Below are 22340 nucleotides of genomic sequence, written 5' to 3'. Positions count from 1 at the left end.
GGCTCACGCTCCCTCTCCGTCCCGGAAGAGCCCGCCCCGCCGTACGGCGTACGGTCCGATCGCGAGCAGGTCCACGGGCGACGAGCCGAAGCACTCCAGCGCGTCCCGGGGGTCGTCCACCATCGGCCGGCCGGCGGTGTTCAGGCTGGTGTTGACGACCACCGGCAGCCCGGTCCGCCGTTCGAACTCGGTGAGCATGCGTGCCACGAGCGGCTCGGTACGCGGGTCCACGGTCTGGATGCGGGCCGTTCCGTCCACGTGGACGACGGCGGGGATCCGCTCGCGCCAGTCGGCGGCCACGTCGTGGACGAAGAGCATGTACGGGCTGGGCAGCGGCCCGTCGAAGATGTCCGGCGCGCGCTCGGCGAGCACCATGGGCGCCACCGGCCGGAACTGTTCGCGGCCCTTGACGTCGTTGAGCCGTTCCAGATTTCCCGCGTGGCCGGGATGGGCCAGGAGGGAACGGTGCCCCAGGGCTCGGGGCCCGTATTCGGAACGGCCTTGGAACCAGGCGACGATGGCGTTGTCGGCGAGGGCTTCGGCGACGGTGGCGGCGATGTCCGAAGGACGTTCGAAGGGCACGCCGGCCGTCTTGAGCCAGGCGCCGAGCTCCGCATCGGACCAGTCACGGCCCAGGTCCGCGCCGGCCATCGGTTCGGGGTCGTCTCCGGCTCCGGCGGCGAGGAGCAGCGCCGAGCCGAGGGCCGTGCCGGCGTCGCCGGCCGCGGGCTGCACCCAGACGCGGGAGAAGGGGCCCTCGCGGGCGATGCGGGAGTTGGCGACGCAGTTGAGGGCGACTCCCCCGGCCAGCGTGAGGACCCGGTCGTGGGTACGGCCGTGCAGCCAGCGCACCAGGTCGAGCAGTGTCTCCTCCAGCACGGCCTGGGCGCTCGCGGCGACGTCCGCGTGGGCGGCGGTCCACGGCTCGTCGGCGCCCCGGGGCGGGCAGAACTCGTCCCAGGGGACGCCGGTGGCATGGAAGCCCCCGTCACCGGTCGGGTAGACGTAGCGCCTCAGTTCGGACAGCATGCGCGGCGTGCCGTGGGACGCGAGGGCCATCACCTTGAACTCGTCCGAGGAACGCAGGAAGCCGAGATGGCCGGTGAGTTCCTCGTACACGAGCCCGAGCGAGTGCGGGAGGTCCTGCGCGTACAGCGGCTCCAGCCGGCTGCCCGTCCGGCGCGCCGCGAGGTGCGAGGCGCGCTCGCCACGGCCGTCGAGGACCAGGACGGAACTGTTGTCCGCGCCGTCGGCGGCGAACGCCCCGGAGGCGGCGTGCGCCATGTGGTGGGGCACGAAGCGGACGAGGTCCGGGTCGAGGCCGGGGAGCGCGGCTGCCAGGAAGCCCGGGGCCTGGCGGGCGTACGTCTGGCGCAGGTGGTCCCACGGGTCGTGCAGTCCCATGGCGTCGGCGGGCAGGGCCAGGGCCGGATCGTAGGAATAGGCGACGGCGTCCAGGTCCTGGGGCCGCAGTCCGGCGCGGCGCAGGCACCACGCAGCGGCCTGTTCCGGCAGCTCCCAGGCGGAGAACGGCACCGGCCGCTTGCCGTGCTTGCGGCGCGAGAAGCGTTCCTCCTCGGTGGCGGCGACGGTGCGGCCGTCGATGACGAGCGCGGCGGCGGGGTCGTGGAAGAGCGCGTTGATTCCCAGAATGCGCATGGAGGTACGGCCTTTCGGCTGTGGGGTGGTTGCCGGCGGTCAGTTGTCGGCGTGTGCGCGGAACCAGTCGATGGTGCGGCGCAACCCTTCGTCGGCCGTCACGAGCGGCTCCCACTGCAGCTTGTCCCGGGCGAGCGTGATGTCGGGGCACCGCACGGCCGGATCGTCCGTCGGCCGCTCCACGAAGGTGATCTCCGAGCGGGACCCGGTCAGTTCGATGATCCATTGGGCCAGTTCCAGCATGGTGAGCTCGGCGGGGTTGCCGATGTTCACGGGGCCGGACATGCCGTGGGCGGCCGCCCTGAGGATCCCGGAGACGGTGTCGTCGACGTAGCACAGGGAACGCGTCTGCAGGCCGTCGCCCGTGACCGTCAGGGGGGCGCCGGCCAGGGCCTGGCGGATGAAGGTGGGGACGGCGCGTCCGTCGTACCCCCGCATGCGCGGGCCGTAGGTGTTGAACAGCCGCACGACGCAGGTGTCGGTTCCCAGCGCGGAGCCGTGCGCCGTGGTGAGGGCCTCGCCGAAACGCTTGGCCTCGTCGTACACGCTCCGCGGGCCGACGGGGTTGACGTGACCCCAGTACCGCTCGTTCTGCGGGTGCTCCTCCGGATCGCCGTACACCTCGGAGGTGGAGGCCAGGAGGAAGCGGGCCCCGCTGCGGCGAGCGAGGTCCAGCGCGTTGCGGGTACCGAGGCTGCCGGCTTCCAGCGTGTGCACCGGCAGCCGGAGATAGTCGGCGGGAGAGGCCGGCGAGGCGAGGTGGAGGACGAGATCGGGGGTGCGCGGCACCGTGAAGGGCCGCGAGACGTTCGCCTCCTGGAGGGTGAAGCCGGGCCGGTCGACCAGATGGGCCACGTTCTCTAGCCGTCCGGTGCTGAAGTCGTCGACGCAGGTGACCGCGGTGCCCGCAGCCATCAGTGCCGAGCACAGGTGCGAGCCGACGAAGCCGGCGCCTCCGGTGACGACGGCGTGCTCCCAGGTCGGTGCCGCGACAGAGCCCATGATGGTCTCCTCTCGGAAAGGCGGAGAGCGCGGGACGCCGGGTTCGCCGGGCGGCGGCTGCCGCCCCCACCTGGCACCACCCCGCAGGGATCACCTCAGCCTGACCCAGCGCCGTGGATGTCGCCCGGGAGAGGGGGCATTCGGATGATAACCGTGTGTAACGACGTAGTGACATCAGATGTGAGGCCCTCCCCCGTGGCCGGGTGGAGGGCCTGACATCTGGCATGGAGCTCTTACCGGGTCACCCCTCCACACCGGTCGAGGTGTGGGCGGCGCCGACGGGCTTGGACTCCGGTGAGCCCCGCTGGCGCAGGTAGACGGAGAGGATCACCATGGCGGCCACCGCCAGGAGCTCGGACTGCCAGTTCTGCAGGGTCCGGTTCCAGAAATCCGGCAGTGCCAGATAGGCGCCCCATCCGACGGGGTCCTGGAGCTCTCGCAGCTGCTGCTCGTTGTAGGCCGCCACGCCGGAAATCGACTGGGCAAGCCAGGAGCCGATGAACAGACAGCCCATGACGAGACCCAGCGAGCGCGAGTACAGCCCCTGCCGCCAGTCCTTGGTGCCGGCCCAGCGGGGCGAGTCGCTCCGGGCGTGGTCGCCCAGGCGCTGCTCCTGATCCGACTCCGTACCGGCCTTGTGCAGCTCTTTGGACTCGGGGGACCCCCGCTGGACGAGCCAGACCGTTCCGAAGATGTAGAGGAAGAACTGAAGGAATTCCGACTGCCAGTTCTCGCTGACGTCCACGGCGAAGTCGGAGGTGGTCATGTACTGGCCCAGAGTGAGCTGCTGGAGACCGTCGACGCGGAGTTGCTCGTTGAACTCGGCATGGCCGGCGAGTGCCTGCCCGAGCAGGACCAGCAGGAATCCGGTCCCGAAGGCCAGGGTCAGGCTGTTGTCCCGCCAGAACCGGCCGCGCCGTCGGTCCCCCTCTTGGGTGTCGGTATCGCTGCTCATCGGTGCATCGCCCCGATCGCGATGAAGTACCCGAGCCCGCCCACCACCACGACGAGGCAGGTCACGAACAGGAAGCGCATCCTCAGCCGCCCTTCAGCACGCACTGGTAGGGCCGCTCCCCCCGCGGGGTGCAGCCGGCCGCCACGACCTTCCACCCGTCACCGAAGTGCGACAGGAACAGCGTGTCACCGTCGAGGCGCAGCATTGCCTGCCGGCCGTAGACCTCGGTGGCGCGCACCGCCTCCGCTTTCGGAAGCTCCTCCCCGGCCAGTGCCTGGGCGCACGCCTTCTCCTCGTCCTGCTCCAGCTGTCCCAGCGTCTCGGGTGCCAGCAGCCGGCAGGCCGCCTCGTGGTTCCCTGCGGCCAGGGCCTGCTCGAACCCCTCCCCCGCAGCCCGCGCCCCGTCCAGCCGGGCCGCGGACGCCCCGCACCCGGCGACCAGCGCGGCGACCGCACCGGTGCACAGGACCGCACGCAGGGCCCGCGCCCTTGCCGGTCTCACGGGCGACGCCTCACTCCGGACAGTACGATCACGCGCGTCTCCCAGGTCCGGTCCGTCACAACACCATGCCCTCCTATGCCCCCTGTCGTCGCCCGGATCCCCCTCGGCCCTCGCCCACCACCCGAGCGGCCTACGGACACCCCCCGCCATCGGGGCCCACACGCCTTTCGGATCATCCTCCAAGCGCTGGACGAGACGAGGACCGTGCTGTCGGCGTGGACACCGGTTCCGGCGCGGACGCAGCGTGAGTCGGGACCGCCATCGGGCCCTCCGAGCCGGTGCGGGGCGCTCGCCGCTCCGCCCGCACGCCCCCGGACCGCGCCAGACGCGCTCCATCCTGGAGGTTTGCCCGATTGATTCGGGCATCGCATTAGTGGCTTCACACAAGGCATTATTCGAGCCGATCCGACAAGCCCGAGTACCTGCGCCCCGGCCGTCAACTGGTCGATGCAACAGATTCCGGGTGCACTGATTTGACCTGCGGGCTTCGGCCCCTGACGGCATTCCGGATGGACATAACCAAGCGCCGCTCGAAGGCTTGACCGAGGGACCTGCGGCACCGTAGCTTCGAGGCACCGACTCGTGAGCTGATGGAAGGAGGCGAAGTCGGATGTCGACCATCTCCGAACTGTCTCGCCTCGCCCACCAGGTCGCCTGGACTCCGGGTCGTGTAGCACACGGCTGCTGAGCAGCCCCCTATCCGGCGCGCCGATCGCGGCCCCGGCATCTTTCGATTTTTGTCACCCGCCTTCGGCGTATCGTTGTGTGCCGATTTGCGCTCCGAGTTCTCGAGCTGTGCCTCCGGGTTCTCAGGCTGCGCCACCGAAATAGAAAGCTCCTGAAATGGCGACTAGGACAATCAGGTCCACCGTGCACGGAAATGAGGATGTGCCATGGTAGAGGCACGTATCACGGTCAACGGGAAAGAAACACCGCTTTCACCGGCTGCCCCTCACACCACAGTGCTGGATTTCCTGCGCGAGCGTGGCCTGACCGGCACGAAGGAGGGCTGTGCCGAGGGTGAGTGCGGCGCCTGTTCGGTGCTGGTGGCACGTCCTGGCGTGAACAAGGCCACCGACTGGGTGGCGGTCAACGCCTGCCTGATCCCGGCCGCCTCGCTGGACGGCCAGGAAGTCATCACCTCCGAGGGTCTCGCCACGGCCGGCGAGGCCGGGGCGCAGCCCACGCTGCACCCGGTGCAGGAGGAGATGGCGGTCCGCGGCGGCTCCCAGTGCGGTTACTGCACTCCGGGATTCATCTGCAGCATGGCGTCCGAGTACTACCGGCCCGACCGCTGCGCCCACGCGGCGTCGGACGCGGAGTCGGACTCGGCCGAGCACACCGACGCCGAGCACGGTCCGAACGGTTTCGACCTGCACTCGCTGAGCGGAAACCTGTGCCGCTGTACCGGCTACCGCCCGATCCGCGATGCCGCGTTCGCCGTCGGTGCGCCCACCGAGGAAGACCCGCTGGCGCAGCGTCGCGAGCAGCCCGCGCCCGAGCCGGCTGCCACCGTGTACACGCGGGACGGCAGCACGTTCGTGCGGCCGCGCACCCTGGCCGAGGCGACGCAGCTGCTGCGCGAGCGCCCCGAGGCCGTGGTGGTCGCCGGCAGCACCGACTACGGCGTCGAGGTGAACATCCGCTCCCGCCGGGACGAGTACGTGGTCGCCATCGACCGCCTGCCCGAGCTGCGTGAGCTGCGTGTCGAGTCCGACCACATCGAGATCGGTGCGGCGGTGACGCTCACCGAGATCGAGCGCCGCCTCGACGGCAGCGTCCCGCTGCTGGCGGAGCTGTTCCCGCAGTTCGCCTCCCGGCTCATCCGCAACAGCGGCACCCTCGGCGGCAACCTGGGTACCGGCTCCCCCATCGGTGACAGCCCGCCGGTGCTGCTCGCGCTGGAGGCGTCGCTGGTGCTCGCCGACGCCGACGGTGAGCGCGTGGTCCCGCTGTCGGAGTACTTCACCGGTTACCGGCAGAGCGTGCGCCGTCGCGACGAGCTGATCCGCGCGGTCCGCATCCCGCTTCCGCTGTCGCCTGTCGCGGCCTTCCACAAGATCGCCAAGCGTCGCTTCGACGACATCTCCAGTGTTGCCGTCGCCTTCGCGCTCGACATCCAGGACGGCATCGTCGCCAAGGCCCGCATCGGCCTGGGCGGCGTGGCGGCCACCCCGATCCGCGCCCTCTCCACCGAGGCCGCCCTCGAGGGCAAGCCGTGGTCGGCGGAGACGGTCGAGGCAGCGGCCCAGCTGCTGCAGGCCGAGGGCACGCCGATGAACGATCACCGTGCCAGCGCCGAATACCGCTCCGCGATGCTCGGCCAGAGCCTGTTGAAGCTGCACGCAGAGACCCCTGAGGCGGTGTCGTCATGAGCCATCTGTCCGAGATCCCCGAGAAGCCCGTCGTCGGCGTTTCCATGCCGCACGAGAGCGCGAACCTGCACGTCACCGGTGCCGCGCTCTACACGGACGACCTGGTGTACCGCACCAAGGACGTGCTGCACGCGTACCCGGTCCAGGTCATGAAGGCCCGTGCCAAGGTCACCGCGCTGCGCACCGAGGCCGCGCTCGCCGTGCCCGGTGTGGTCCGTGTGCTGACCGTCGCCGACGTGCCCGGCGTCAACGACGCCGGCATGAAGCACGACGAGCCGCTGTTCCCGGACGAGGTCCAGTACTACGGCCACTCGGTCGCCTGGGTGCTCGGCGAGACCCTGGAGGCGGCCCGGCTCGGTGCGGCAGCCGTCGAGGTGGAGCTCGAAGAGCTGCCCTCGATCATGACGCTGAAGGAGGCCATCGCGGCCGAGGCCTTCCACGGCGCCCGGCCCCTGATGGTGACCGGCGACATCGACGCCGGCTTCGAGGAATCCGCCCACGTGTTCGAGGGCGAGTTCCAGTTCTCCGACCAGGAGCACTTCTACCTCGAGACCCACGCGGCGCTGGCCCAGATCGACGAGAACGGGCAGCTGTTCATCCAGAGCAGCACCCAGCACCCCTCGGAGACGCAGGAAATCGTCGCGCACGTGCTCGGCATCCACAGCCACGAAGTGACCGTGCAGTGCCTGCGCATGGGTGGCGGCTTCGGTGGCAAGGAGATGCAGCCGCACGGCTTCGCGGCCATCGCCGCGCTCGGCGCCAAGCTGACCGGCCGTCCGGTCCGGCTGCGGCTCAACCGCACCCAGGACCTGACCATGTCGGGCAAGCGCCACGGCTTCCACGCCAAGTGGAAGATCGGCTTCGACGCCGAGGGCCGCATCCAGGCCCTGGACGCCACGCTGACCTCCGACGGCGGCTGGAGCCTGGACCTGTCCGAGCCCGTGACCGCCCGCGCGCTGTGCCACATCGACAACACGTACTGGATCCCCAACGCGCGTGTCGCCGGTCGCATCGCCAAGACCAACAAGGTCTCCAACACCGCCTTCCGCGGCTTCGGCGGCCCCCAGGGCATGCTGGTGATGGAGGACATCCTCGGCCGCTGCGCGCCGCAGCTCGGTCTGGACCCGATGGAGCTGCGCGAGCGCAACTTCTACCAGCCGGGCCAGGGCCAGACGACGCCGTACGGGCAGCCGGTCACGCAGGCCGAGCGGATCTCCCTCATCTGGGACAAGATCCAGAGCGACGCCGGCATCGCCGACCGCAAGCGCGAGATCGCGGCCTTCAATGCCGCGCACCCGCACACCAAGCGGGCCCTCGCGATCACCAACATCAAGTTCGGCATCTCGTTCAACCTCACCGCCTTCAACCAGGGCGGCGCGCTCGTGCTGATCTACAAGGACGGCTCCGTCCTGATCAACCACGGTGGCACCGAGATGGGCCAGGGCCTGCACACCAAGATGATGCAGGTGGCCGCGACCACGCTGGGCATCCCGCTGCACAAGGTGCGGCTGGCCCCGACGCGGACCGACAAGGTGCCCAACACCTCCGCCACCGCCGCCAGCTCCGGCGCGGACCTCAACGGCGGGGCGATCAAGAACGCCTGTGAGCAGCTGCGCGAGCGCCTGGTCCAGGTGGCCGCCGGCCAGCTGGGCGGCAACGCCTCGGACGTGCGCATCGTCGAGGGCGTCGCACGCGTCCTCGGCAGCGACAAGGAGCTGGCCTGGGACGACCTGGTCCACACCGCGTACTTCCAGCGCGTCCAGCTCTCGGCGGCCGGTTACTACCGCACCGAGGGTCTGCACTGGAACGCGCAGACTTTCCGGGGCTCGCCGTTCAAGTACTTCTCCTACGGCGCCGCGGCAGCCGAGGTCGAGGTGGACGGCTTCACCGGCAAGTACCGCATCCGGCGCGTGGACATCATCCACGATGTCGGCGACAGCCTCTCCCCGATGATCGACATCGGTCAGGTCGAGGGCGGCTTCGTGCAGGGCGCGGGCTGGCTGACCCTCGAGGACATGCGCTGGGACACCACTGACGGCCCGAACCGCGGTCGTCTGCTGACCCAGGCAGCGAGCACCTACAAGCTGCCGAGCTTCTCGGAGATGCCCGAGGAGTTCAACGTCCACCTGCTGCAGAACGCCACCGAAGAGGGTGCGGTCTACGGCTCCAAGGCGGTCGGTGAGCCTCCGCTGATGCTGGCCTTCTCGGTCCGCGAGGCGCTGCGGCAGGCCGCCGCTGCGTTCGGGCCGGCCGGACTCAGCCTGGAGCTCGGCGCCCCCGCGACGCCGGAGGCCGTGTACTGGGCGATCGAAGCGGCACGTCGAGCCGACGTGAAGTCCGACGACAGCGAGTTCCTCGCCGTCCCGACCGCTTTGAGCAATGCCTGACATGACGTGGGTGGCCGCGGTCGCGCGGTTGCGGGCACGCCGGGAACCCGGCGTGCTCGTGACCGTCGCGACCGTGCGCGGTCACGCACCCCGCAAGGCCGGTGCCAAGCTCGTCGTGGGACAGACCGAGACCTGGGGTTCCATCGGCGGCGGCAACATCGAGGCCGTCGCCATCGACCGGGCGCGCCAGCTGAACGGCTCGCCCGACGCGGAGCCCGAGCTGATGGAGTTCGCCCTCAACGACAAGGTCACCGGCCCGCACGGCGTGCAGTGCTGCGGCGGAGCCGTCAGCGTCCTGCTCGAACCGCTGCCGGTGGTCGAAGCGGTGGCCGTCTTCGGCGTCGGGCACGTCGGGCTGGAGCTGGCACGCATCCTGGCCCGCCACAACGTGGATCTGCACCTGATCGACACCCGCCCCGAGATGCTCGCCGACGAACGGCTCGGTGTGCTCTCGGACGCGGTGGCGCAGATCCACGTGCACCACACCCTGCTGCTTCCGGAGGAGGTGCTCGCGGAGCTGCCGCCCGGCACCCACGTGCTGATCATGACCCATGATCACGCCGAGGACGCCGCGCTGTGCGACGCCGCCTTGCGCACGTCCGGTCTCGGCTCGATCGGCCTGATCGGCTCGGCGGCCAAGTGGGCGCGGTTCCGGCAGCGCCTGGCCAACGAGGGCGGCCACGACACGGCCACCATCGACCGGATCAAGACGCCGATCGGACTGTCCGAGATCACCGGCAAGGAACCCGCCACGATCGCGGTGAGCGTCGCGGCGGACCTGATCCGGACCTTCGAACAGGACCGCCAGGGCCCGCAGGCGCCGAACACGGTCGCCCCGGTCCCCGTACGCTCCGGCAGCCGCTAGCGAAAGACCCCGCACCCCCTGAGAGGACGGTGCGGGGCTCATACACGTGCCGGCGGGTGCGCGCTCGGCGCACTCGTCCAGGTCACCTCGCTCGACGACGGTGGCCTCCGGCTCGACCATCTGCCCGGGTACGGCCGGTCACGCCACCCCGGGCATCGTGGTGCCCGGGGGTCATCCCACGGGTCGTGGCAGCCCCATGCGCACCGGTCCCACCCCCGGCGACGTATGGACGAGCGGTTCGCTCCCGGGGTCGGGGAGCTTCGCGCTACGGGTGAGGGTCTGGCTCAGTTCCAGGATCGTGCCCCGGTACAGGGGCCACGGCTCGTGCTCCACCGGAGTGAGCCACAGACGCCCGGCGCGGCGGGAGAACGCCGCCCACCGGTGGGTGAGCCAGTCGTCGAGGGGGTCCGGTTCCACCACGCGCGCGCCGCCGCGGACCCGCAGCCGGTAGGAGGCGTCGCCAAGGCGGCGGCGCCCCGAGTAGCCGACCTCGTGCCCCCGGGACTCCACCGACAAGGCGGCCACGTGGTACGGGATCCCGACAGCGCGGGCCGCGAGCATCAGCGGGTTGACGACGTCGAGCGAGAAGAACCACAGGCCGCGGCGGCCGTCGGGCAGGCGCGCGTAGGTCCGCAGGTTCGTCTCCGGGAAGTCGGGAGGCGGCAGGGGCGCCCGCAGCACTCGGACCGACCGCATGACGAGGGGGGTGAGGCTGACCCACGCGGCCTCGTCGAACACGTCGGCGAACAGCCCGGGGGGCAGCAGGGCCTGCACGGCTTCGGGCGGGTAGCGCCAGTGCACCATGGTCTGCTGCCGCCAGTGCATGGTCAGCACCGCGGGAGCGACGTGCGGAGCCTCGTACCGGGGCTCACGCACGGGCGTTGCGGGGCCGGATCGGCGCCGTGGTGGTCATGGGACCACCATGGACCGGCGGCCGGGCACCGGCGCCCGCGACACACCAGGGTGCTTTTGCGCCGACGCCACCCGGGGTACACGTGACTCGCCGACCAGCACCGAAAGACGGAGGTGCCTGATGGAGACGTCCGTGGACCGGATCGCTCAGCCCTGGGGCGGGCGTACCGCCTACGGGCCCGGCGACGCCTGGCCGGCCCGTGTGGACACGCACCTGGCCGAAGGCATCACCCCGGACGACGTCGAGAGGTGGGTGCAGTCGGCCTCGGTGCTCCACTCGAACGGCGATGCGATGGACATCGCGGTGAGGGCTGGCCGGATCGTCGGAGTCCGCGGAAGGGCCGCCGACCGGGTGAACCGCGGCCGCCTGGGCCCGAAGGACCTGTCCGGCTGGCAGGCCAACCACGCACCGACCGGCTGCGCAGCCCGCTGGTGCGCGAGGGCGGCCGGCTGGTCGAGTGCGACTGGGACACGGCCATGACGCGCGTCGTGGAACGCTCCCGCGAGCTCCTCGCCGCGCACGGGCCGGGAGCGATCGGGTTCTACACCACCGGGCAGCTGTTCCTGGAGGAGTACTACACCCTCGCGGTCCTGGCCCGCGCCGGGATCGGCACCAACCACCTCGACGGCAACACCCGCCTGTGCACCTCCACCGCGGCCGAGGCGCTCAAGGAGTCCTTCGGCTGCGACGGCCAGCCAGGCTCCTACACGGACGTGGACCACGCGGACACGATCGCCCTCTTCGGCCACAACATGGCCGAGACCCAGCCGGTCCTGTGGATGCGGGTGCTGGACCGGCTGGAGGGTGAGCGGCCGCCGCGCCTGGTGTGCGTGGACCCCCGCCCCACCCCGGTGGCCCGGCGCGCCGACGTCCACCTGGCGCCCCACGTCGGTACACGGCCGAGCGCCACCGCACCGAACACGAGGTCCACCACGTCGCCACCGACCTCGCCCGCTGGTCCGACGAGCACGCCGAGCGCATCGCGGAGGCCTCACGGGCCTGCGGGCTCGACCTGCGCGGCGGTACCGGCGACCGCCCGGGCGAGGGCCTGCTGACCGCCGTACGGGAGAAGACCGCCGAGATGCTCGGCCACCGGCCCGAACCCGGCCTGCTGCTCCTGCGCGACCTGCGTTCGCTGCATCTGGCGGCGGCGGGGAACTCCGTGTACTGGGAGATGCTCGCCCAGTACGCCCAGGCCGCCCGGGACGACCGGCTCCTGGCCCTCTCCTCCGCCTGCCATCCCCGGACCCTGCGGCAGATGCGCTGGACCAACACCATGATCAAAACCCTGTCACCGCAGGTCCTCACCAGCCTCCGAGGACTCTGGCTCCCACGGCCTCGTGGACGCCCCTAGGGCAAGGTGAAGAGGACTTTGTCCTCGTCCGCGGCGGGGTCCGCCCGCTTGAGCCTGGCCCTGATGCTGGATCCGAGCTGGAGGTCCAGGCCGTTGGTCGAGACGACCTTGGCCAGCACGGCGGGGTCGGCCAGGAACACCTTGCCCTCGCGCGGCCTGCCCCGCTCCGCGTCGGTGTCGATGACCGCGGCGTCGAACACCTCGCCCACGCGGTCCTTGAGCACCGCGGCCTCGGCCAGGTCCACGGTCTGCCGGTCCGCCAGGCCGCTCTTGCTCCGTGCCGTGTCGCAGGGGATGCAGTACAGGGCGTCGAGCACCCAGTTCGGCGGGGCCTTGTCCGCGCACGCCATCACGCACAGCTCACCGGTGTACCGGTCGACCAGGCGCCGCAGCGGAGCCGTGCAGTGCGTGTACGGGGCCGCGATCGCCGCGTGCATCGTGTACGCCGGCTTCTGGTTGTCGCGGAAGACGGTGTACTCCGCCTTGAGCATCGTGCTCGTGGCCTCGCTGAGGAAGGCCATGTGCTGCTGGTTCCGGGGATCGAGCTTGCGGACCAGCGTGGCGTACGACGTGCCGGGCCGCCAGACGATGCCCAGGGCCTTGGCGATGTCGTGCAGGCGCTTGACCACGTTCTGATCGGCCTGCTCCCTCTGGGTCCGCAGGATGCCGGTACCGGTGTCGAGCATGATCTGGGCCGCGGACATCCCGGTCATGAGGGAGATCTGCTCGTTCCAGCCCTCGACCGGCAGCGTCGCCACGTAGCGCAGCCGGAACGATCCGTCCTCGAGGGTGACCTCCTGGTCCGGCAGGTTCACCGAAATGCCGCCGCGCGCGACTTCGACGGCCTCCCGCAGCTCCCCGATCTCGCGCAGCAGGGCGAGGGACTCCTCCGCCGTGCCGTTGTCGATGGCCTGCTGGGCGCCCGCGTAGTCGAGCTGGGCCCGGCTGCGGATCACGGCCCGGCTCACGGACGAGTCGGTCAGGTTGCCGTGGGCGTCGAGGTCGTGCTGCCAGAGCAGCGCGGGGCGGTCCTTGTTCGGCAGCAGGCTGGCCGCGCCCTCGGAGAGGGCGGGCGGGTGCAGGGGCACCTTGAGGTCGGGGAAGTACAGCGTCTCGATCCGGTCGTGCGCCTCGATGTCCAGAGGGCTGCCCGCCCGGACGAAGGTCGCCACGTCCGCGATGGCGTAGTACACGCGATAGCCGCCACCGGGCCGCCGTTCCAGGTGCATGGCCTGGTCGAGGTCCTTCGACTTCGGCGGGTCGATCGTGAAGAACGGCAGGTGGGTGGCGTCCTTGTCGGGCATGCGTGCCTCGGCCACGGCCTTGTCGGCCGCTTTCAGTACGCGCTTGGGGAAGCTCAGGGGGACCTTCAGCTCCGCACGGAGTTCCTCCAGCGCGGTGCGCAGGGCGGCCTGGGCCTCGGCAGACATGTGCATCGGGCGGCGTCGCATGCCCCGAGCGTAGGGCGGCGATCACGGACCCGCGCGGTGGGCGGGGCCGGACGGCGGAGCGGACGGGGGCCACGGCGGGTGCGCCGGGAGGGGGCCTCGCCGGAGGGCCCAAGGGCTGGTCCGCACGGTCACGGGAGCCCGCCGCACCTGGTCGGCGGCGGGCATGACGTGAGGGTCGTTCAGGAGCAGAGTGCACCGTTGAGCGTGTAGCGCGTCGGGATCGCGTTGATACCCGAGTACGTCGCCTGGAAGCCGAAGCTCGCGCCGGCGCCGGGTGCCAGCGTGCCGTTCCATCCGGCGTCCCGGGCGGTGACCGTGTGGCCCGACTGGCTCACCGTGGCGTTCCAGGCGTTGCCGATCCGCTGGTCACCCGCGAAGCTCCAGCCGAGGGTCCAGCCGGAGATCGCCGAGGTTCCGGTGTTCCTCACGGTCACGGTCGCCGTGAAGCCGCTCCCCCAGGCGTTGTCGATCCGGTACGCCACCGTGCAGGAAGCCGCCGACGCGTCGTCGTCCGCCTCCGTCGCCGTGAACGTCGCGGGCTGCACGCCGGGGCCACCGACCGTGAAGGTCGCACTGCCCGGCAATGCGTCGGCATCCTGCGCGGCGAAGACCGAAACCTGCTGCGCCGATGCCCAGTTGGCCGGGGTGAACACCAGGGTCGCGGCCGCCGACAGGTCCTCGTCGCCGGAGTTCCGGGCCACCGTCACCGTGACGTTCTGCGCGGGCGCGGCCGAGAGCCGTACGGTCACCGGCGCCGAACCGCCCTCCGCGACCGTCACGGCCGCCGGTGCCGCCTGGACCACGGGCACCGGCGGGGCGCTGCGCCGCTCAGCCGCAAAGGCTGCCAGCCAGGCCAGCGAGGCGTTCCAGTTGATGGCCACCTCGTTCGTGGAGTAGGAGCCGATGTCGTCCACGTAGCACGCCGCCGGAGCGCAGCCCGCGAGCTTCTCCTTGGCCACCGGGTCCTCCAGTCCCGCGTTCGGCCCGCCCGCGAAGGAACCGGCCGGCGGGTGCGGCAGCGAGGCCTCGTTCTGGTGCGCCCAGAACCGGTGGTGCTGGTTCTCGGAATAGCGGTCGCCGTAGCCGGTGACGTAGGAGAGGTCGAGCGCGTTGCGGCCCAGCAGGTAGTCCAAGGACTCCAGCGCGCCGAATCGGTAACGCTGTTGACCGGTGAGCTCGTACGCCACGGCCAGCACCATCGCATGGTTGGTGACGGCACTGTTGGAGCCCCACCCGTACCCGGTGGCGGGGAGCGGCACCGCGTAGCCCTGTCCGGCCATGGTGGACAGGTGGCCGTCGGCGGCCGCGGTCAGCAGGCCGCGCAGCCGGGCCACGTCGTCGGCGGGCAGGGTCACGCCGGGGACGGTGGCGAGGGTGATGCGGCCGAGCGTCGCGGTGCCGCCCCACCAGAACGCGTCGGCGGGCTTGGTGTGGTGCGGGGAGGAGGTGACGGCGTCCCGGTACGGTGACTCACCGGTGGTGGCCAGGAGTTCCGCCGCTGCCCAGTAGAACTCGTCGGAGACGTCGGCGTCCTCGTACGCACCGCCGCCGGTGTTGTCGGTCGCCGGGGCGAGCACGTTCGGGTTGGCCTTGGCGGCCGCCCAGGCGCGGCGGGCCGCGTCCAGGCAGCGCGCGGCGAACGCGGCGTCGTACGGCGCGTACACCCGGGCACACTGCGCTGCCGAGGCCGCCAGGTTCAGCGTCGCGGCGGTCGACGGCTTGTGCAACTCGCGCTGCTCGGAGTCGAGTTCGGGGCGGGTCGGCAGGCCGGTCCACTTGGCGTCGTGCACCTTGTGGAAGGCCATCCCGGCCATCGGTTTCCCGGCCGGGACCTGCATCCGCAGCAGGAACTCCAACTCCCAGCGCGCCTCGTCCAGCACGTCCGGCATTCCGTTGCCACGCTCCGGGATGCGCAGCGTCGCGTCGCCGAGGGCCGCATCGCCGCCCGAACGGTGCGCCCGCTCGAAGGAGTTGGCCATCTCCCAGACGGAGATGCCGCCGTTGACCACGTACTTGCCGTGGTCGCCCGCGTCGTACCAGCCGCCACGCACGTCCAGTTGGTAGTCGCAGACCCCGGCCTGGCAGGGGACACCGCTGTCGCCCTTGTTGGGGGCTACGCCCAGGTGCCCGGCGGGGCGGGCGTAGGCGGGGCCGCCCGCCAGGGCGGCGTCGATCGCAATACCGCTGCGCTGCTGGTGGAAGAACGACATGCTGTCGGCGCGCAATCCGTCGTACAGCGCGGCGGAGATGTCGAAGGGGTGGCTGGTCCGGCCGTCGACGACCAGGGTGAAGCCGGTGCCGTTGCCTGTGTACGCGCCGAAGTCCACCAAGTGCGTGGACTGACCGGACGCCTGGTCGGCGCCGTGCACCGTGGTGGTGCCCGAGGCGGCCACCGCGCCTGAGCCGTCGCGCAGTTGCCAGGCGAGCGGGGCGGTCGCGGAGCTCGCCACGGTGGCCCGCTTGGGGCCGTCGGGCAGGTAGCCGAGCTGGTTGACCCGGACGGGCGTTCCGGCAGCGGCGGCCACGGTGGCGGCGGCCGCGACCGGAACGGCCAGGGCGGTCGTGGGCAGGACGCCGACGGCCAGCGCCAGGCCGGCGAGCACGGCGGCCGCGCGACGTGGCACGCCGCGGGAGGAAGTGACAGGAGGCACGGGCGGAGCCTTCCTTGGTGGGCGGGAGACACATGTGGGAGCGCTCCCAATCAAGCCAGCCACCGGACGGACCCGTCAAGTCTTGTGGTGGTACGGGCAGTTGACCGGCCTCGGTCCGACGAGGCCGGCCGCCGGCCGAGCTGGCGCCGCCGGACCTCGCGCCGCCGAGCGCGCGGGAGGTCCCGCCGTCTTCCGAGCCGCGGCTGTCGGACGGTCCGACCTCAGGTGCCCCGGGAGTGAGGGACGTTGCCGTAATAGGCGTCCGGTCCGTGCTTGCGGGTGAAGTGCCGCTCCAGCAGATGCCTCGGCGGCTCGGAGGTGTCCCCGAGGCGGGACCCCAGCGCCAGCGTGTGCAGTGCCATCTCCGCCACGGCCTCGCAGACGATGGCGTTCTCCAGCGCAGCCTTCGCGGTGGCGCCCCAGGTGAAGGGGCCGTGCCGCGAGACGAGCGCTCCGGGGACCTCGTCGGCCCGACGGGGGTCGCCGTCCAGCCGGGCAACGATCACCTGTCCGGTGTTGTACTCGTAGTCCCGCGCGCACTGCTCGGCGGTGAGGTCCGCCGTCACGGGGACGGGGCCGTTGAAGGTGTCGGCGTGTGTCGTACCGAGCACGGGGATCGGGCGGCGCGCCTGGGCGAAGGCGACCGCATGCGCCGAGTGCGTGTGGGTGACCCCGCCGATGGAGGGGAAGGCCCGGTAGAGGCACCGATGGGTTTCGGTGTCGGTGGACGGCCTGAGGTGCCCGTCGACGACCCGCCCGTCCTCCAGCGCCACCGTCACGAGGTCCTCCTCGGTGAGGTCGGCGTAGGAGACCCCGGACGGCTTGATGACGAAGACGCCGGCGTCTCGATCGACTCCGCTGACGTTTCCCCAGGTGAGGGTGGCCAGGCCGGCCTCCGGGATCCGCAGGTTGGCCGCGAGTACCTCGCGACGGAGGTCCTTGAGGCTGGTCTGGCTCACTAACTGTCTCCGTCTCTCCGACATGTGCGGCGGTTTCCCGTACCGGCGTCCGGCAGACCCCGCAGTCGCCCCCGAGTGGGCCGGACTGAGCGGGGGCCGCACCAGGCATCGTGGCTGCGCACCCCGGCAGCCCTCCGAATTGTGAGCGCTAACACGCCAACATTTCAAGAGGTGCGCGCAGTTTCCTGCCAGCACCGTGCGGGAAACGCGGCATAATGTGAACGCCAACATCGATACAAGTCGACCATCTCCCGGTCGGTCCGAGACGTGTGCGGGCCGCGGCTGGTTCGGTACCGTGAGGAAGGCCGCTCGATGAGGAAAGGAAGAGAGTTGACCCAGCTCCCAGACGTCTCGCGCGCGCCCACGATGACGGACGTCGCCCGCGTCGCCGGCGTGTCCCATCAGACCGTTTCACGGGTGCTCAGCGACCACCCGAACGTCAGCGCCAAGACCCGCGCCGCGGTGACCCAGGTCATCGAGCAGCTGGGGTACCGCCGCAACTCGGCGGCCCGGGCTCTGGCCACGCGCCGGACCCACACACTGGGCGTCATCGCGGTGAACACCACTCTGCACGGGCCGGCCAGCACCGTGGCGGGAGTTCAGGAGGCGGCTCGGGACCGGGGCTATCTGACGTCCGCCGTCACGCTCCGGACGGCCACGCAGACGGCCCTCTCCGAGGCCATGCAGCACCTCGCCGGGTGGGGCGTGGAGGGGATCGTCGCCGTCACTCCCCAGCGCGCCGCGGTGAGGGCCCTGGCGGCATTGGCGGCACCGTGCCCGGTGGTCACCGTGGAAGGCGGTCACACCCTGGACCTGCCGGGGGTGTCACTGGACCAGAACCTCGGCGCTCGCCTGATCACGGAACACCTCCTCGCCTCGGGCCACTCCACCGTGTGGCATGTCGCAGGCCCTCCCGACTGGCTCGAGAGCGAGGCCCGCACGCAGGGGTGGGAGGAAGCGCTGCGCGATGCCGGCGCCGAGGTGCCACCCCTGCTGCGCGGCGACTGGAGTCCCCTGTCCGGATACCAGGCCGGCCAGCAGCTCGCGGGCCGGGTACGGGCGTCACGAGGGCAGGGAGCGGGCCTCACCGCGGTGTTCGTCGCCAACGATCAGATGGCCCTCGGTGTCCTGAGGGCCTTGCGGGAAGCGGGCCTGCGCACGCCCGAGGACGTAGCGGTGGCCGGCTTCGACGACATCCCCGAGGCGGAGTTCTTCCCACCTCCGCTGACGACGATCCGTCAGGATTTCGCCTCGCTCGGCCGCGACAGCATCGGCTTGCTCCTGGACCACATCGAAGGCCGGACCAACGAGTCGACACACCTGGTGGTGGCGCCCGAGCTCATCGTGCGCGCCAGTACGGCCCGCAGGATCGCTCCGCCCGGCGCATGACCCCCACCGGTACGGCCCGCCCGGGCGCGGGAGGGCCGTCGGGTCGGCGGACCCTCCGCGGACAGGCGCGGTCCGACCGGGCCCGGAGGCCTGGTCGGCGGAAAGCCGTGCGGGCAGCACGCGCGCGCAGTGGCACGGGCTGACCGGCCGCGGAGCCGGAGTCAGTCGGCGGCGGGGCGGCGGCCGCCCATCAGACGTTGCAGCACGATGAACACGAGCAGCAGGGCGCCGATGACGATCCGGGTCCACCAGGAGCTGAGCGTGCCCTGGAAGTTGACGACCGTCTGGATCATGCCGAGGACGAGCACGCCGAGGGCGGTGCCCAGGACGAAGCCGGAACCTCCGGTCAGCAGCGTACCTCCGATCACGGTGGCGGCGATCGCGTCGAGTTCCATGCCCATGGCGTGGAGGGCGTAGCCGGAGAGCATGTAGAAGGTCAGCAACAGGCCGCCGAGAGCGGAGCACAGGCCGCTGACAGCGTATACGGCGATCTTGGTGGAGCCCACCGGAAGACCCATCAGGCGCGCGGAGGACTCGTTGCCGCCCAGCGCGTACACGGTGCGGCCGAAGCCCGTGTGGTGCAGTACGACGAAGGCGATCACCAGCACGGCCAGGGCGATGACCACCGGGATCGAGACGAACAGTCCCCCCGGGCCGTACAGGCGGGTCTGTGCGATTCCCGCCGTGGTGGGGTCGCTGATCGTGAGGGATTCGGTGCTGATCGTGTAGCAGAGCCCCCGGGCGAGGAACATGCCGGCCAGGGTGACGATGAACGGCTGTATCTCGAAGGTGTGGATGATCCAGCCCATGAGCGTCCCGCTCGCGGCGCCGACCAGCAGGACCAGTGGAATGACGGTGGCCAGGGGCCAGCCGTGCGACTCGACCAGCCAGGCGGTGAGCGTGGTCGACAGGGCCACCATGGAGCCGACGGACAGATCGATGCCGCCGGTGAGGATGACGAAGGTCGCCCCGACCGCGACGACCAGGAGGAATCCGTTGTCGATCAGCAGGTTCAGCACGACCTGCGCGGAGAGGAAGCCCTCGTAGCGCACCGACCCGACGCTGAACATGACGACCAGCAGGACGGCCGTGACGATCAGTGGGATACGGGTGCGGGTGCGCGGGGACACGGTCGCCAGGGGGCGGGTGAGCCCAGCGGCGGCGCTCGCGATGCCGGTACTCATGCGCGTACCTCCTGCTGCTGCGGGGCGGCGCCCGCCGTGGTGTGGGCTCGGGGAGTGGTCGTCCTGCGGCGGCGCAGGACCTTGGCCCGGAAGACCGGGGACTGGACGAGGCAGACGACGATGACGACGCAGGCCTTGAAGACGAGCGTCGTCTCGGGTGGGACGCCGAGGGTGTAGACGGTGGTGGACAGGGTCTGGATGATCAGGGCGCCCAGGACGGTGCCGCCGAGGGAGAAGCGTCCTCCGGTCAGGGCGGTGCCGCCGACGACGACGGCGAGGATCGCGTCGAGTTCGATCCACAGGCCCGCGTTGTTGCCGTCGGCGCTGGAGACGTTGGAACTGATCATCAGCCCGGCGACGGCGGCGCACAGCGCGCTGAAGACGTAGACCAGGGCGAGCAGACCGCCGGCGCGGATGCCGACCAGGCGGCTGGCGGCGGGGTTGCCGCCTACGGACTCGATCAGCATGCCGAGTGCGCTGCGACGGGTGGCGAAGCCGGTGAGCGCGACGAGGGCGCTGGCCAGGAGCACGGCGAACGGGAAGGTCAGCCAGTAGCCGCCGCCGATCGTCTTGTAGGGCGCGCTGGTCACCGTGATGATCTGGCCGCCGGTGATCAGCTGGGCGACGCCGCGGCCCGCGACCATGAGGATCAGCGTGGCCACGATGGGCTGCACTCCCAGCCCGGACACCAGGAAGCCGTTGGCGAGGCCCAGGACGAGGGCGACGCCGAGCGCGAGGGCGACCGCCGTGAGCATGGTGGCGACACTGCCGGGACGTGCGGCGGTGGAGATGTGCCCGCAGGCGAGGGCGCCGGCGATGGCGACGGTGGAGCCCACCGAGAGGTCGATGCCGCGGGTGGCGATGACGAGGGTCATGCCGAGCGCCACGAGGGTGAGGGGCGCCCCGAACTGGAGGATGTCGATGAGGCTGCCGTAGAGGTGACCGTCGCGTACGCGGACGGAGAAGAAGTCGTGGTGGAACGCGAGGTTGCCGAGGAGCAGCGCGAGCAGGATGAGCGTGGGCCACAGCAGGCGGTGGCCGGCCAGGCGTCTCCCGATTCCGCCGACCGCCTCGGGCTTGGCAGGCTGGGTGGTCATGAGTCCGCTCCGGTGGCGATGGTCGTGAGGAGGCGTTCGGGCGTGACGGTGTCGTCGTTCGTGAGGGTGGCCACCATGCGGTGGTCGCGGAGCACGGCGATGCGGTGGCTCAGGCGCAGGACCTCTTCCAGTTCCGCCGAGATGAATAGCACGGCCGTGCCTTCGGCCGCCTGACGGGCCACCAGTTTCTGGATCTCCGCCTTGGCCCCGATGTCGATGCCCCGGGTGGGTTCGTCGAGGATCAGGAGCCGGGGTGCGGTCAGCAGCCAACGCGCGAGGAGGACCTTCTGCTGGTTGCCTCCGCTGAGGTGGCGCACCTGCGCTTCGGGGTCGGCGGGGCGGATGTCCAGGGCTTCGATCCAGCGCCGTGCCAGTTCGTCCTGTTTCGCACGGGCCAGCGGCCTGGTCCAACCGCGGGCGGCCTGCAGCGCGAGGACGATGTTCTCGCGGACCGTGAGCTCGCCCACCAGCCCCTCGGACTTGCGGTTCTCGGAGCAGAACGCGATGCCCCGGGCGATGGCGTGGCGGGGAGTGCGCAGGACTGCCTTCCTGCCCTCGATGCTCACTTCTCCGGCGTCCGCGCTGTCCGCGCCGAACAGGAGGCGCGCCACTTCGGTGCGGCCCGAGCCCAGCAGGCCGGCCAGTCCGATGACCTCGCCGGCATGGATGTCGAGGTCGTACGGTTCGATCGAGCCCGCGCGGGTCAGCTGTCGTGCCCGGAGGAACGGCTCGCTCGTCGCCCGTCCGGCCGCTTCCTCGTGGGCACGGACGGACAGCTGGTCGAGGGTGGCCAGTTCGCCGCCGATCATGCGCTGTACCAGCGTCACCGGAGTGAGTTCGCCGATGGGGTACTCGCCTTCCAGGCGGCCGTTGCGCAGGATGGTGACGCGGTCGCAGAGATCGAAGACCTGGTCGAGGAAGTGCGTGACGAACAGGATGGCCACGCCGCGGTCACGCAGGCGCCGCACCAGGGTGAAGAGCTGGGCGACCTCCTCGCGATCCAGGCTGGAGGTGGGTTCGTCCAGCACCAGCACCTTCGCCGAGACGTCCACCGCCCGGACGATCGCGACCAGTTGCTGCACGGCCAGGGAGTGCGAACCGAGCAGACCGGTGACGTCCAGGTCGAGGTCCAGTTCCGTCAGCAGCTCCGCCGCCCGCTGCCGCATCGCGGACCAGTGGATGAGGCCGAACCGGCGCGGTTCGCGCCCGATGAGGATGTTCTCGGCGACCGAGATGTTCGGGCAGAGGTTGACCTCCTGGTAGACGGTGCTGATTCCGGCCTGCTGCGCCTGGAGGGGGTCCGCGAACGCGTGGGGCCGGCCGTCGACGAGGATGGTGCCGCCGTCGGCGGGGTGGACACCGGTGAGCACCTTGATCAAGGTGGACTTCCCGGCGCCGTTCTCGCCCATCAGGGCGTGCACCTCACCGGGGAAGAGCCGCAGGGCGACTCCGTCGAGGGCGAGCACGCCCGGGAACTGCTTGCGGATGCCCTGGGCTTCCAGGACCGGCTGCGGGTCGCCGCCGTCCGTGCGCCGCGGGGTGGACGGGGATGCCATCCGCCCTCCTCTCATGGGTGGGGTGGTGGAGCGGACTGCGG

At 71.1% G+C, this 22340-nt stretch carries 15 protein-coding genes and 2 pseudogenes; 6 read left to right on the top strand and 11 right to left on the bottom strand.

From position 1 onward, the window contains the following. Positions 1–3: 3 nt before the first annotated feature. The 4 genes from ACIP5M_RS04995 to ACIP5M_RS04980 all read right to left on the bottom strand — a co-directional run bounded on the left by ACIP5M_RS04995 (position 4) and on the right by ACIP5M_RS04980 (position 4118). Entirely contained in the window at positions 4–1659 is a 1656-nt protein-coding gene (locus ACIP5M_RS04995) for a carbamoyltransferase (protein ID WP_401191999.1), read from the bottom strand. Positions 1660–1698: 39 nt separating this feature from the next. After that, on the bottom strand, positions 1699–2661 hold the full coding sequence (locus ACIP5M_RS04990; protein WP_401191997.1) for a UDP-glucuronic acid decarboxylase family protein: 963 nt from the start codon (positions 2659–2661) through the stop codon (positions 1699–1701). A 241-nt stretch (positions 2662–2902) separates the two neighbouring features. Further along, positions 2903–3616 (bottom strand): DUF6766 family protein, encoded by a 714-nt coding sequence (locus ACIP5M_RS04985; protein WP_401191996.1) that lies wholly within the window; start codon positions 3614–3616, stop codon positions 2903–2905. 82 nt (positions 3617–3698) lie between these two features. Then, the gene (locus tag ACIP5M_RS04980; RefSeq protein WP_401191993.1) at positions 3699–4118 is read right to left on the bottom strand and encodes a hypothetical protein; all 420 of its coding nucleotides are present in this window, start codon (positions 4116–4118) and stop codon (positions 3699–3701) included. A gap of 893 nt (positions 4119–5011) precedes the next feature. Between ACIP5M_RS04980 and ACIP5M_RS04975 the strand changes: the two genes are divergently transcribed. The 3 genes from ACIP5M_RS04975 to xdhC are packed head-to-tail and all read left to right on the top strand — an operon-like array spanning position 5012 to position 9745. After that, positions 5012–6493 (top strand): xanthine dehydrogenase small subunit, encoded by a 1482-nt coding sequence (locus ACIP5M_RS04975; RefSeq protein ID WP_401191991.1) that lies wholly within the window; start codon positions 5012–5014, stop codon positions 6491–6493. Continuing rightward, positions 6490–8880: a xanthine dehydrogenase molybdopterin binding subunit gene (gene xdhB / locus ACIP5M_RS04970; protein ID WP_401191989.1), complete on the top strand. Its 2391-nt coding sequence runs from the start codon at positions 6490–6492 to the stop codon at positions 8878–8880. The genes ACIP5M_RS04975 and xdhB overlap by 4 nt, the downstream gene beginning before the upstream one ends. A gap of 1 nt (position 8881) precedes the next feature. Then, complete coding sequence (gene xdhC / locus ACIP5M_RS04965) at positions 8882–9745, top strand: xanthine dehydrogenase accessory protein XdhC (protein ID WP_401193501.1); 864 nt, start codon at positions 8882–8884, stop codon at positions 9743–9745. A gap of 171 nt (positions 9746–9916) precedes the next feature. Here the strand turns inward: xdhC and ACIP5M_RS04960 are convergent, their stop codons facing one another. Beyond that, positions 9917–10621: a YqjF family protein gene (locus tag ACIP5M_RS04960; protein ID WP_401191987.1), complete on the bottom strand. Its 705-nt coding sequence runs from the start codon at positions 10619–10621 to the stop codon at positions 9917–9919. Positions 10622–10778: 157 nt separating this feature from the next. On the opposite strand from ACIP5M_RS04960, the pseudogene ACIP5M_RS04955 reads away from it, so the two are divergent. Next, positions 10779–11554: pseudogene (locus ACIP5M_RS04955) on the top strand (molybdopterin-dependent oxidoreductase); the annotation flags it as partial. A gap of 2 nt (positions 11555–11556) precedes the next feature. After that, positions 11557–12012: pseudogene (locus ACIP5M_RS04950) on the top strand (hypothetical protein); the annotation flags it as partial. Here ACIP5M_RS04950 and ACIP5M_RS04945 read toward each other — a convergent pair. The 3 genes from ACIP5M_RS04945 to araD all read right to left on the bottom strand — a co-directional run bounded on the left by ACIP5M_RS04945 (position 12009) and on the right by araD (position 17097). Next, positions 12009–13463, bottom strand: coding sequence for an RNB domain-containing ribonuclease (locus ACIP5M_RS04945; protein WP_401191985.1), 1455 nt, complete (start codon positions 13461–13463; stop codon positions 12009–12011). The pseudogene ACIP5M_RS04950 and the gene ACIP5M_RS04945 overlap by 4 nt on opposite strands. Before the next feature lie 179 nt (positions 13464–13642). Next, positions 13643–16114 (bottom strand): glycoside hydrolase family 9 protein, encoded by a 2472-nt coding sequence (locus ACIP5M_RS04940; RefSeq protein WP_401191982.1) that lies wholly within the window; start codon positions 16112–16114, stop codon positions 13643–13645. A gap of 221 nt (positions 16115–16335) precedes the next feature. Then, the gene (araD, locus tag ACIP5M_RS04935; protein WP_401191979.1) at positions 16336–17097 is read right to left on the bottom strand and encodes an L-ribulose-5-phosphate 4-epimerase AraD; all 762 of its coding nucleotides are present in this window, start codon (positions 17095–17097) and stop codon (positions 16336–16338) included. A 342-nt stretch (positions 17098–17439) separates the two neighbouring features. On the opposite strand from araD, the gene ACIP5M_RS04930 reads away from it, so the two are divergent. Then, a complete protein-coding gene (locus tag ACIP5M_RS04930) occupies positions 17440–18462 on the top strand; it encodes a LacI family DNA-binding transcriptional regulator (RefSeq protein WP_401193499.1) in 1023 nt (340 codons plus the stop codon). A gap of 161 nt (positions 18463–18623) precedes the next feature. Here ACIP5M_RS04930 and yjfF read toward each other — a convergent pair whose 3' ends face one another. The 3 genes from yjfF to ACIP5M_RS04915 are packed head-to-tail and all read right to left on the bottom strand — an operon-like array spanning position 18624 to position 22299. Further along, the gene (gene yjfF, locus ACIP5M_RS04925; protein ID WP_401191976.1) at positions 18624–19646 is read right to left on the bottom strand and encodes a galactofuranose ABC transporter, permease protein YjfF; all 1023 of its coding nucleotides are present in this window, start codon (positions 19644–19646) and stop codon (positions 18624–18626) included. After that, positions 19643–20743, bottom strand: a complete 1101-nt coding sequence (locus ACIP5M_RS04920) for an ABC transporter permease (RefSeq protein ID WP_401191974.1) — start codon at positions 20741–20743, stop codon at positions 19643–19645. Before ACIP5M_RS04920 ends, yjfF begins: the two co-directional genes overlap by 4 nt. After that, positions 20740–22299, bottom strand: coding sequence for a sugar ABC transporter ATP-binding protein (locus tag ACIP5M_RS04915; RefSeq protein ID WP_401191972.1), 1560 nt, complete (start codon positions 22297–22299; stop codon positions 20740–20742). Before ACIP5M_RS04915 ends, ACIP5M_RS04920 begins: the two co-directional genes overlap by 4 nt. Positions 22300–22340: the final 41 nt, after the last annotated feature.

Source organism: Streptomyces sp. NPDC088762 (assembly GCF_044750905.1).
Taxonomy (GTDB): Bacteria; Actinomycetota; Actinomycetes; order Streptomycetales; family Streptomycetaceae; genus Streptomyces.
The sequence above is the reverse complement of the archived record's forward strand: the minus strand, read 5'-3'. Positions and strand labels throughout refer to the sequence as shown.

Coding starts and splice junctions, on each gene's coding strand:
- ACIP5M_RS04995 (WP_401191999.1), bottom strand. CDS start 1,659: ATGCGCATTCTGGGAATCAACGCGCTCTTCCACGACCCCGCCGCCGCG.
- ACIP5M_RS04990 (WP_401191997.1), bottom strand. CDS start 2,661: ATGGGCTCTGTCGCGGCACCGACCTGGGAGCACGCCGTCGTCACCGGA.
- ACIP5M_RS04985 (WP_401191996.1), bottom strand. CDS start 3,616: ATGAGCAGCGATACCGACACCCAAGAGGGGGACCGACGGCGCGGCCGG.
- ACIP5M_RS04975 (WP_401191991.1), top strand. CDS start 5,012: ATGGTAGAGGCACGTATCACGGTCAACGGGAAAGAAACACCGCTTTCA.
- xdhB (WP_401191989.1), top strand. CDS start 6,490: ATGAGCCATCTGTCCGAGATCCCCGAGAAGCCCGTCGTCGGCGTTTCC.
- xdhC (WP_401193501.1), top strand. CDS start 8,882: ATGACGTGGGTGGCCGCGGTCGCGCGGTTGCGGGCACGCCGGGAACCC.
- ACIP5M_RS04945 (WP_401191985.1), bottom strand. CDS start 13,463: ATGCGACGCCGCCCGATGCACATGTCTGCCGAGGCCCAGGCCGCCCTG.
- araD (WP_401191979.1), bottom strand. CDS start 17,097: ATGTCGGAGAGACGGAGACAGTTAGTGAGCCAGACCAGCCTCAAGGAC.
- ACIP5M_RS04930 (WP_401193499.1), top strand. CDS start 17,440: ATGACGGACGTCGCCCGCGTCGCCGGCGTGTCCCATCAGACCGTTTCA.
- yjfF (WP_401191976.1), bottom strand. CDS start 19,646: ATGAGTACCGGCATCGCGAGCGCCGCCGCTGGGCTCACCCGCCCCCTG.
- ACIP5M_RS04920 (WP_401191974.1), bottom strand. CDS start 20,743: ATGACCACCCAGCCTGCCAAGCCCGAGGCGGTCGGCGGAATCGGGAGA.
- ACIP5M_RS04915 (WP_401191972.1), bottom strand. CDS start 22,299: ATGGCATCCCCGTCCACCCCGCGGCGCACGGACGGCGGCGACCCGCAG.